The sequence below is a fragment of the Micromonospora sp. NPDC050980 genome (assembly GCF_040653835.1).
Classification (GTDB): Bacteria; Actinomycetota; Actinomycetes; order Mycobacteriales; family Micromonosporaceae; genus Micromonospora.
On sequence record NZ_JBFAGS010000050.1, the window covers coordinates 1 to 10,298 of the forward strand.

General features: G+C 69.3%; 10 protein-coding genes and 1 pseudogene. 5 read left to right on the top strand and 6 right to left on the bottom strand.

Annotated elements, in window-relative coordinates; genetic code table 11:
• Positions 1–128 precede the first annotated feature (128 nt).
• Complete coding sequence (locus AB0H28_RS29710) at positions 129–653, top strand: hypothetical protein (RefSeq protein WP_358047355.1); 525 nt, start codon at positions 129–131, stop codon at positions 651–653.
• A gap of 264 nt (positions 654–917) precedes the next feature.
• Here AB0H28_RS29710 and AB0H28_RS29715 read toward each other — a convergent pair whose 3' ends face one another.
• From AB0H28_RS29715 to AB0H28_RS29730, 4 genes are all read right to left on the bottom strand, one after another.
• Entirely contained in the window at positions 918–1,316 is a 399-nt protein-coding gene (locus tag AB0H28_RS29715) for a DUF4235 domain-containing protein (RefSeq protein ID WP_358047358.1), read from the bottom strand.
• On the bottom strand, positions 1,313–1,714 hold the full coding sequence (locus AB0H28_RS29720) for a DUF3618 domain-containing protein (protein WP_358047361.1): 402 nt from the start codon (positions 1,712–1,714) through the stop codon (positions 1,313–1,315). The genes AB0H28_RS29715 and AB0H28_RS29720 overlap by 4 nt, the downstream gene beginning before the upstream one ends.
• Complete coding sequence (locus AB0H28_RS29725; RefSeq protein ID WP_358047382.1) at positions 1,711–2,139, bottom strand: phage holin family protein; 429 nt, start codon at positions 2,137–2,139, stop codon at positions 1,711–1,713. The genes AB0H28_RS29720 and AB0H28_RS29725 overlap by 4 nt, the downstream gene beginning before the upstream one ends.
• A 901-nt stretch (positions 2,140–3,040) precedes the next feature.
• Positions 3,041–3,988, bottom strand: a complete 948-nt coding sequence (locus AB0H28_RS29730; protein WP_358047364.1) for a hypothetical protein — start codon at positions 3,986–3,988, stop codon at positions 3,041–3,043.
• Between the two features lie 400 nt (positions 3,989–4,388).
• On the opposite strand from AB0H28_RS29730, the gene AB0H28_RS29735 reads away from it, so the two are divergent.
• Positions 4,389–4,547, top strand: coding sequence for a hypothetical protein (locus AB0H28_RS29735; protein WP_358047367.1), 159 nt, complete (start codon positions 4,389–4,391; stop codon positions 4,545–4,547).
• Positions 4,548–4,766: 219 nt separating this feature from the next.
• Here AB0H28_RS29735 and AB0H28_RS29740 read toward each other — a convergent pair whose 3' ends face one another.
• Complete coding sequence (locus AB0H28_RS29740) at positions 4,767–5,729, bottom strand: IS701 family transposase (protein WP_358047370.1); 963 nt, start codon at positions 5,727–5,729, stop codon at positions 4,767–4,769.
• 427 nt (positions 5,730–6,156) lie between these two features.
• On the opposite strand from AB0H28_RS29740, the gene AB0H28_RS29745 reads away from it, so the two are divergent.
• Positions 6,157–6,858, top strand: a complete 702-nt coding sequence (locus AB0H28_RS29745) for a PRC and DUF2382 domain-containing protein (protein WP_358047373.1) — start codon at positions 6,157–6,159, stop codon at positions 6,856–6,858.
• A gap of 867 nt (positions 6,859–7,725) precedes the next feature.
• Positions 7,726–8,535, top strand: a complete 810-nt coding sequence (locus AB0H28_RS29750) for an RNA polymerase sigma factor SigF (RefSeq protein WP_358047376.1) — start codon at positions 7,726–7,728, stop codon at positions 8,533–8,535.
• Between the two features lie 508 nt (positions 8,536–9,043).
• On the opposite strand, the gene AB0H28_RS29755 is transcribed toward AB0H28_RS29750, so the two are convergent.
• Positions 9,044–9,604: a DUF6328 family protein gene (locus AB0H28_RS29755; RefSeq protein WP_358047379.1), complete on the bottom strand. Its 561-nt coding sequence runs from the start codon at positions 9,602–9,604 to the stop codon at positions 9,044–9,046.
• A 241-nt stretch (positions 9,605–9,845) separates the two neighbouring features.
• On the opposite strand from AB0H28_RS29755, the pseudogene AB0H28_RS29760 reads away from it, so the two are divergent.
• A pseudogene (locus AB0H28_RS29760) lies at positions 9,846–10,298 on the top strand (hypothetical protein); the annotation flags it as partial.

Consider the following 10,298-nt stretch of genomic DNA (forward strand, 5'->3'; position numbering starts at 1 on the left):
CGCCCGCCCGGAACTCCGGATCGAACTGGCGTCTCGTCTCAGCCATGAACCTCTATCCCTCAAGCTCTGGCCTCCACGCTACGAGGGGAAGGGCATTCCTGGAGTCCCGTCCGCTGGGTGGGGCGTGGTTGCTCGACGGGTTGTGGCGCCGGCTGCGCGTCGACACGGTCCTGCGGCCGCTGGTCGGCTCGTCCCGCCGGGAGGTCGACGTCGAGCGGGTGCTGTTCGCGCTGGTCGCCAACCGGGCCCTGGCCCCGTCGAGCAAGCTGGCCGCCGCCGACTGGGTCTGCCAGGACGTGCACCTGCCCGGCCTGCCGCATGTCACCGACGACGCCTGCTACCGGGCGATGGACCAGTTGATCGAGGTCGAGCCCGCGTTGACCCGCGGGGTCTACGACCAGATCGCCGACCTGCTCAACCTTGAGGTCGACCTGCTGTTCTTCGACACCACCAGCACCTACTTCGAACTCGACGAGGCCGACGAACCGCTGTGGCGTGACCAGCAGGGCCGGGTCGTGGCCGAGGACGATCCGGCGGCGGTCAAGCAGGCCGGGTTTCGCACCCATGGCAAGAGCAAGGACTCCCGCGACGACCTGCCCCAGGTCGTGGCCGGGATGGCTGTCACCCGCACCGGCATTCCCGTACGGGTGTAGTGCTCCCGGCAACGCCAGCGACTCCGCCCTGATCCGGCAGGTCAAGGCCGACATGCGCGAGTGGAGTCTGGCCCGCATCGCCTGGGTCGCCGACCGCGGCTTCGCCGTTTCCTGCAACACGGCGGCGGGCTCAATCAAAGCGGGGGAAACTCGGTGCAGCGCTGACCACGCTTCGCTGGGTTCGCCCAAGGTTCGCTCGACATCGGCGGGTGCGGTGCGGTGCGGTGGCCGTGGCGGCCAAGCTGCGCTGAGCTGGTTGGTGACCTACACCGACGCCAGTATCGGCGTGCGTCTTGCCTCGGCGCTATGCCGTCGTGTAGTCCGTGGCGTCGGCTGTCGTACCGCCGTTGGCGCGCACCCGGCGCGGTGGGCGTAGTGCCTCGAGAGCGGTCGGAGCGGCGACGGGCTGGCATCGTCGCGGGCCATTCGGTGGGTGCCACGTTCGACGGTGGCCTTGACCAGCGCGAAGATGGCGCCTTGCAGGGCGGCTGCGGTCAGCACCTCGGCCCAGCCGCGGTCCTTGTCGGTGGCATGCGGGGCTTCGTCGTCGTGACCGGCGATCCGCCATACCTGCTTGAACACCACGCTGGCGACCAGGCCGGCGCCGGCGCCGAGCAGCAACCCGACCGGCTTGTACGCGAGCCGGGCCGCCTTGCCGCTCACGAGCGCCGCCGACGGACCACGACAGCGGCCACGACGAGCAGCGCGGCCGCGGCGACTACCACGGCCGGCTTGGCCACCCGCCGGGTCTGCGGCCGGCGGCTGGCCTCGACGATCCGCTGTTTGGTCACGCCGAGGCGCTGGACGGCCGGCGTGCCGGCGACGCTGACGGCTGCTGCCGTCAACTCGTCCACGACAGTGTTTGTGGCCTGCGCTGCCCGGGTCCGCAGGGCGTCGAACCGGTCCCGGGTGGCACCTACGGTGTCGTCCAGGGAGTGCTTCGCGCGGGCCTTCAGGTCGGTTTTCGCCGCGAGGGCTTCGACGGTCGCGCCGAGGTCGGCGCGGGTCTGCTCGATCTCCGCGCGGATCTGCCGCGGGTCTGCCGGGGGTGAAGTGCTCATCGTTGCCGTCCTTGATGGGCTGCGGTTTTCACTGTCTGCACGTCGGCGGCCACGCCGGCGATAGCGTCGTGGGGCACCGGGGGCGCCGCGGAGCGCAACTGCCGCCTGCCTATTGCTGCCACCACACCTGCGGCGAGGAACACCGCGAGCATCACGACCAGTACGGACAGCCAGAGCGGCCACACTAGGTGCAGGAGGACGACGGCGAGGATCAGCAGGAAACCCAGCCCGTGGAGGCCGAGCACGGCTGCGCCGCCGAGTAGGCCACCGCCGAGTCCGGCGCGCTTGCCCTTCTCGGTCATCTCCTGCTTCACCAGCGCCAGTTCGTCACGTACCAGTGTCGAGATCTGCTGCGCCGCCTGGGCGACCAGGTCAGCGGTGGATGCTCCGGCATCGGGTGGGGGTGATGCGCCTGTTGCCACCATTAATCCTTCCTCGCGATCACAGCCCGGTGGTGCCCATACCTGTAAACGACCAAACGTCACCGCCGGCACTACCGGACGCTCGCGCGGAGTGCCGGCGGCACCCGTCACCCCACCGCTGATTCACATCGGCGCAGGCGCGCGGGCCGGTGCGTCGGATGCTGCCCGAGGGGACGACCCACGCGACGGATGCCTTTCGCCGGGTAGGACCCTACAAGAAGATTCCGGCACCGCCTGGTGGACCGGCGGCTGAGCTGATGACGATCTCGCAAGCCTTTGACCTGCGAAGGTGCGGCAGCAGCGCGGCGTCGATGGTTAGCGGCGAGAGACTGAGCGCACAGGGGCATGAATCCGGGGCCGGCACCCGAGACAGCGCCGGCCCCGAGCAGCTTCCCGAGCGATTCGCACGTGAGCCTGGCCGCCTTGCCGTGCATACGCTCCGCGGACCTGCCACGACGGGGGCGACGACGAACAGTGCGGCCGCGATGACTGCCGCAGCCTGCTTGGCCACTCGAGACACCTGCGATCCTCGGCCGACCTTGACAGACGAGCCGCTGCTTGCTCATGCCCACCCACTGGCCGGCTGGCGTGCCGGCGACGCTGGCCGTGCTGCGGTCAACTCGTTTACGAGGGTTGTCGGCGGATGCGCAGCCCCCGGCAGAATCTTCGTAGCGGCGAGAGATGACGTCCGCCGCTCTACGAGGACCTCGTGTCCGTGACATCGCAGGTAGTGGGCTGAACCGACGGCAGGCTCTTGACTGGCCCGGGCGCGTGAGAGCGCTACATAGGGACGGACAATGCCGGCTGTCATGACGCTGCTGGGCCGACTCGACGTTCGGCGCAACCGCTGCCAGGGGTGCCATGGCCGGCGGGGCGGATGTTCACCCCGCCGGCCTTCGCCGCGTTAGACGTCGAGAGACGACTCACGGGTGCGGCGTGCGATCAGCCGGGCGGTGGCGCCGACGGTGACCATGGCCGCTCCGGTGCCGAACAGCCACCATAGGGCGGAGGCGCTGCCGCCGGTGACGGGCAGCGCGGGCGTGCTGGTGGGAGGCTGCTCGGGAGCCATGGTCTGGGTGGGCGCTGCGGTGGGCTGCGTCGGGCCTGGTGTGGGCTCGGTCGGGCCGGGTGTGGGCTGGGTCGGCGAGGGGGTGGGCTGCGTCGGCGTGGGCGAGGGTGCCAGCGGTCGCTCGCAGCGGGCCTCGGCGAGGGTGACCGTGCCGACGGGAATGTCGATGAGCGTGCCGGTGACGAGTGTGCCGGTCAGCCGCAGCGTGGCCTGTACGGCGATAGCCACCGCCCCGTCGTCGGTGGTGGTCTCGACATTCTGGACGGTGGCGTTGAGCGCCGCGCCGGTCAGGCCGGGCACGGTGACCGCCCCGCTGGCCGTCACACCCGGGGTGTTCGGCGCGAGGTCGATCGGGTCGCCGAACAGCGTAAGGCCAGTGAAGGTGGTGTCGGCCGTCTGAGCCCCTTGCCGGGGGCAGGACACCGCCGCGGAGATGACGTCGGCGTCCAGGACCGGGGCATCGAGCACCGCGAGTGCCACATCGGCGATCTGCGCGTTGGCCGACGAGGCGGTGTCCCCACGTGTCGCGCTGACCTGCACCACCGTGCCTGACGCGGTCACGCCGAGGGCGCCGGGAATGGTGATCGCGATACCGGTATCGGTGTCGGTGCCGCCGTCGGGGGCGGTCGCGGTGCCGATGACGGCGTTGGCAGTCACGACCGGGACGCCGGCCACGGTGGCGGCGAGGTCGACCGCGACGCCTCGGGCCCTGGCGTCGCCGGGCGCGGCGAGCGCCGGAACTGCGTTGGTCAGCGCCACGGCGCCGCAGGCGGCGATCGCCACCGGCGCGATAGTGGCGAGTCGGCGGGAAAGTCTCACATTGATGCCTTTGCTGATCTGGTCTTCCCGACGGTCGGGAAAGCTCGTTGCGAGCTTATAAGACGATCTGTTCTAGATGTCGGTTTTTAGAAGGGGTGGGCATCGCGGTGCGTGTTGTGGTTTGCGAACATGCACGGCAGTGGTGCCGGGGCGCGCCGATCGAGTCGGCCGGCAGCGCGCTGAGCGCACGAGAAGTCGGGGTAGCGGGGAGGCCATTGTGGTCACGGCTCGCGAAGCCGGTGCTGCCCGCACTGGTCAATGACCAGCATCGCCGCCGGCGCTGGCCGAGCGTCTGTACGAGTGGCGAGGGGCGCCGGTACTCGACCGGCGCGGTCGGCCGCTGGTGTTGGGTCCGGTGCCGGCGGTGGTCGACGCGCTGCTGCGCGAGGACCTCAGCGCGCCGCGCAAGCAGCGGCACACGATCGAGCGGATCGGCCAGCGGCTGGCCGTCGAGCACGGTTTTACCGACGCGTCGTACTCGGCGGTACGCAACTACGTCGCTTGGCGCCGAAAGAGAGGGTGAACAGTCACCTCGTGTGCACTTGTGCACACGAGGTGACTGTTGGTAATGGGCCCGACGTGCAGTCCGAAACCGCCGAGTCCCTTCTCCGTGGCCGCAACCGATTTCCCACGTCGCCTGGCGACAAACGCCTGGCATTCATATGAAGAGGTCTACCTGGGCAGGTCTCTACAAGATCCGGGGCGGTTCAGGCGGGGATAAACACTTCCTAATACTCGAACGTCACTTGGCTTGTCTGCGCTGGTAGTGGGATCGGCGGGCGCGGGCTTGGGATGTTCGTCGCCAGAGGGACCAGTGCAGGGTGTGCTCTGGTGGGAGCGGTGACCAGCAGAGGTAGAAGGCCAGCTCGCCGGTGGTGCGGTTGCGGCGGATGAGCAGCCACCGGTGCTCACCAGATTGGGTGGCCGTGGTGATCCAGGCCCACAGGTAGTCGCGGGGACCTTTCGCGCCCGGGCCGCAGCTGTGGGGCTGCCATTCGCGGGTGGGTATCCGCTCGGCGAGGTCGTCGACGCGGATGAGGGTGCGGCCGTCGTTGACCGCCACGCGTCGGTCGCAGCCGACGGCCAGCGCGTAACCGATCCCGCAGTGTTCGAGCTCAGCGCGTAGGCCGGGGTCGGCGCCGTAGACTTCGTCGCCGGTCACCCACGCGAACGGGACTCCGGCGTCCACCGCGGCGGCGATCATCTGCCGGGCGAGGGCCGGTTTCGTGGCGAACCCGACCTGGTCGGGGACGCCGGCGGCGGTGAGACGCTCAGGCCGGTCGCACCAGGTCGTCTCGGGTAGGTAGAGCCGGCGGTCGATCATCGTCCGCCCCAGAGGTGAGACGTAGGCGAGGAATACCCCGACCTGGCTGTTCTCGACACGGCCGGCGGTGCCGGTGTACTGCCGCTGGACCCCGACCGAGCACAGGCCCTTCTTCAGGAAGCCGGTCTCGTCGCAGACCAGCACCGCGTTGGGGTGGCCGAGTTGCTCGATCAGCCAGGCCCGAACGTCGTCGCGGACGGCGTCGGCGTCCCACACCGCCGTGCGCAGCAACCGCTGCATCGCCTGCGGATCGACATGGCCTGCCCGTTCCGCGATGGACCAGCAGGTCTTTCGTTCCACGCCCGACAGCAGCCCTTCCACGAACTGCCCGGCGGTCCGACGGGGCTCCGCCCGCGCGAACCGGTCCGCGACACGCGTCACCGCCTCGTCCAGGATGACCCGCCACCCGGCGGGGTCTACGCTGTGGCACGCGGCCACCGCACGATCTTCGGTTGTCCTCACAAACCATCGATGATCAACGCGGTGGCCGTCTTCATGCCCGCGCCACGCCCAACGCCGAAGCCAAGTGACGTTGGAGTACTAATCGGTCGGGACTGGTACCTGTGCTCCACCGAATTGTGGATCGGTACCGGTACCGGGTCGGCCCAACATCACGCCGCCGGTTGAGACAACCGATTGTCAATGCTACGCGTAGCGCGTGATGGCCGGGCCGCTGCTGGAAGTACTCAACATGCCGCGCCAAACGGTTGACTCGGTCCGCTCGTTCGCGTCGGCTAGGCCTGGATCGGCGAATGTCCGAGGGCTCGTCGGGTACACGGCGCGGTGACACGCGAGAGGAGGACGACCCGTGCAACTCACTGAACAGCAGGTGCGTTCGCTGTACGGCCAGGACGTCCAGGACAAGTCGGGTGCCAAGATCGGCAAGGTCCGGCAGGTGTGGGCCACCGCGGGCTACCCGACCTGGGTCAGCGTGCAAACCGGCGGTGGCTCTGAGCCCATGGCCCCGCTCGGCAACGCGCAGGTGCAGAAGGGGACGCTTACGGTCGCCTACGACAAGACGACTGTGCAGAGCGCCCCGAGCGTCGGACCTGGCAACGACAGACCGCTGACCGTTGAACAGACCGCGCAGTTGTACGCGCACTACCGCTTGCAGCCGCAGCAGGCGCCACAGGCTCGCGACGAGCTGATCCGCTCCGAGGAACGGCTGCGGGTCGGCACGGAAAGTCAGCCTGCCGGAAAGGCGGTACTGCACAAGAACGTGGTTACCGAGAACGTGCACACGATCGTGCCGGTCGAGCACGACGAGGTGTACGTCGAGCGCGAGCCGATCACCGCTGCGGACGTGGGCAGCGTGCGCGGCGAGATAGGGCAGGCGCAGCGGGAGATGCCGCTGCGGGCCGAGCATCCGGTGGTCGCGAAGGATCAGGTGCCGGTCGAGCGGGTCCGCCTGGCAAAGAACGAGGTCGTCGAGGAGCAGCCGATCGACGAACAGGTCCGCCACGAGGAAATCGAGGCGAGCATCCCGGAAACCAACCGCCGCCGGCGGTAAGGGCCGAGACGTTCCGCGCGTAGGTGCCAGAGGGCGGATGGGTCACCACGGCCTGTCCGCCCATCAGGCTGGTAAGGCTTGAGTCGCCTCGGGTTCCCGCACACCGTGCACGCCCTGCGGGTCCGGTGCCGCCCGTTGTCCTTGAGTGCCGGCCGCTGGTCCACCGTCACCGTCTACGCGATCACCGACCTGACCACAGCCCAGGCCAGCCGCGCCTACGATAGCTTGCCTGACCCCTGGTTGGCGTGCTGCGCCTCGGATAGGACGGCGGTCTCGGCGAGCACGAGGGCTTCGGCGACCTCTGAGCCGAAACGTGTCAACGGCGGCGTGATCGGGGTGCTCCCGGAATACCTGCGGGCTGGCGGCTCCGAGGTGGGCGACACCATCGGCAGCGTTGGCCATGGCGAGCAGGCTGGCCCACTGCCTGCTCGACCGACAGCGGTTGGCGCACCCGCTCAACGTCGAATCCGCTCTGATGGGAAGCGGCGCGCCAGCCCGCCGAGACCGCCCAAACAACGCCGCCAAACAGATCCGCACCGCCCTGACTGACGTTGCCTGCGGAGGTCGGCGTGACGTCATGGTCCAGCATGCGTGGGCCTGTTGGCGCCGCCCCGACAGGCCACCGGAGTGTTGAGCGGCGCCACGCACCCAAGAGCCAACCGGGACGCCCTATTCCTGCTGACACACCCGTGAGTCGGTTGCGGCCCTGGTTGATCGACGGCGCCGCGCGGTAGGGCCAACCTGTTATGGGCGCCCAACGGCACACGAATCCATCGTCCGTTCGGTTGATTCTCGCGTGCCGTGTCGTCTAGAGTTTCGCCACGATCGGTGTAACTCGGTGCCGGTCCGGCGAGGCGGGAGAGCAGTATGACCACGATGACCATCGCACCGTCCGCCGCTGAGGTGCGCCGCGCGCCGCAGACCGGTGAGGAGTCCCGCGCCAGCGAGCTGATCGGGGCGCTCGCCGCCCTGCCCGCGGACCACCCGCAGCGGGCGAGCCTGCGCAATCAGGTCATCGAGGCGTGGCTGCCGCTGACGAACCACCTGGCCGCCCGCTACAGCGGTCGCGGCGAGCCGGCCGGCGACCTGGCCCAGACCGCGGCGCTCGGCCTGATCAAGGCGGTCGACCGGTTCGACGCCTCCCGCGGGGTCGACTTCGCCGGCTTCGCCATCCCGACCATCCTCGGCGAGATCAAGCGGCACTTCCGCGACCGCACCTGGAACATCCGGGTTCCGCGTCGCCTCCAGGAGTTGCGGCTGCGCATCTCCGAGGCCAACAGCACGCTGACCCAGACGCTCAACCGGGCCCCGACCGTGGCCGACATCGCCGGCCACCTCGGTGTGACCGAGGAAGAGGTGCTGGAGGGTATTGAGGGCGCTCAGGCGTATAGCGCGGTGTCGCTCTCCACCCCGATCGGCGACGGCGACAGCGCCACCGAGCTGGGCGACATGCTCGGCACCGAGGACAACGAGTACGAGCTGGCCGAGCTGCGCGCCTCGCTGGGCCCGGCGCTGGCCACGCTCGACGAGCGCGAGCAGAAGATCCTCACGCTGCGCTTCTACGGCAACCTGACCCAGAGCGAGATCGCCGCCCGGGTCGGCGTGTCCCAGATGCACGTGTCGCGGCTGCTCGCCCGCGCCCTGACCAAGCTGCGGGGTCAGCTCACCGAGGCCTGATCCGCCGTCAGGCATAGGCTACTTCCGCCATGACCGTCGCGGAGACGACCGCTCCGACCACCCCAGAGACGAACGAGCCACACGCTGGTTCAGCCTGCGCCTCGTTCCACGCTCCTGAGGCGTAAACGAGACCCTCACCGAATCCTGGTGTTACCAGTAGCTTCCTTCGAACGCCGAGTGGAGAGCGATGTCGTCGCCGCTCTGGGGCATCGTGGTCCTCGCTGTCTCGGCGTCCGGCGTCTCCGGCGAGTCATAGCCCGACTCTGATGTCGGGCGCACTCTTTCGTCCGGCCTGAGGGCGTTCTCCGTGGTGCGGAATTCAGTTTTCGAAGCCGTCCGAACGTCCGTTTGGTCGGACTGGTCACCGCCGGAACCTTGCTACGCAGGGGTTGAGGTCGGGGGTATCGACGCGGGCAACGCCGGGGACCGTGGCTTTCACCGCTTGCTCGCACGCCGGCGTCGGCACGCCTTGCTGTGGTAGCGGTGAATCGCTGCGCCGATCATGCCATCAGTTGGCGCTGCGGATCTCGTGTGGTTCGTCGACTGGCTTGCGCGGTCGCGCCAATGACGCAGCCTGTCCTGCGCTTCGGGCGTGCTGTGCCATCGGCAGCAGATACCAGACGGCGACGAATGCCGTGGCGAGCCCGGCGCCGACGGCTACGGCTGCGGGTGTGCCCATAACGACGTCGATGACCAGGTAGACGGCGCCGACGATGGCCAACCAGAGCGACGACAGGCCCGCCAGCGCCATCCGGCTCGCCGCGGCTACGAAGTCCGACTTGCGATCTCGGTGAAACAGGATCCGGTGGTGGTTGACCGGCGCGATGAGGCACACCGTCGCCACCGCCGCAAGGAGAAGTGTGGTCAGGTAGGCAGCGCGCTGCCCGTCGCCGAGGATCCCGAACCGCTGCGTGAAGGGCAGGGTCAGGAGGAACGCGAAGAGGATCTGCACTCCGGTCTGGGCGACCCGCAGTTCCTGAAGCAGTTCGTCGAAGTGCCGGTCGGCGCGCTCCTGCTCCGACTCGTCCCGCCCGTCCGGCGCCGCGTCCCGCCGGTACTGATCGCTCACGTCGAACTCCCTCAATCACGGCTGTCTGCCGAGGGCATCCTCTCACCACGCATCTGGCGTCCGTACGGGCGACGACGGAACGACGAACCACACCCGCATGGCCGCGGACAGATCGGATCGCTGCGGGCTGTGTCGCGGGGGCGCCGGGCCGGCGTTCAGCCGCCGGCAGCGTCGATGCGTGGGCCGGGTCCGCCGCGCGTCAGGTGGTTGAGCACCACGCCGGACTGGGTAGTGGCAACACGTGAAAGCGTTTATCTTCGGCATGGTGGCCTCCAGCGCGCTGCTGCTGGGTGCGGCGGCCGGCGTGTGGATCCGGCTGCCCAAGAGGTGGCTGGCCGTTCTGCTCGCGTTCGCCTCGGGTGCGTTGATCACGGCGCTGGCCTTCGAGTTGTTCGAGGACGCCTACGAGCAGGGTGGCATCTGGCGCGCCGCGATCGGGCTGGTGGTTGGTGCGGGGGTGTTCACCGCGCTGAGCGCCGGACTGGACCGGGTGGCGCAGGGCGGCCGTCGGCAACCACACGGTAGCGAGAAGCTCGATCCGGACGCTGCCGCTCGGGACCGGGCCGCGTCGACCGCGTCGACCACCGGCGCCGCCGGCTTGGCGCTGCTGGCTGCTGTCACCCTCGACGGCGTGCCTGAGAACGTCGCGCTCGGTGTGTCGCTCGGTGAGGGCACCGGTGGGCTGGCGCTGCTG

Coding starts and splice junctions, on each gene's coding strand:
- AB0H28_RS29725 (WP_358047382.1), bottom strand. CDS start 2,139: ATGGTGGCAACAGGCGCATCACCCCCACCCGATGCCGGAGCATCCACC.
- AB0H28_RS29720 (WP_358047361.1), bottom strand. CDS start 1,714: ATGAGCACTTCACCCCCGGCAGACCCGCGGCAGATCCGCGCGGAGATC.
- AB0H28_RS29750 (WP_358047376.1), top strand. CDS start 7,726: ATGACCACGATGACCATCGCACCGTCCGCCGCTGAGGTGCGCCGCGCG.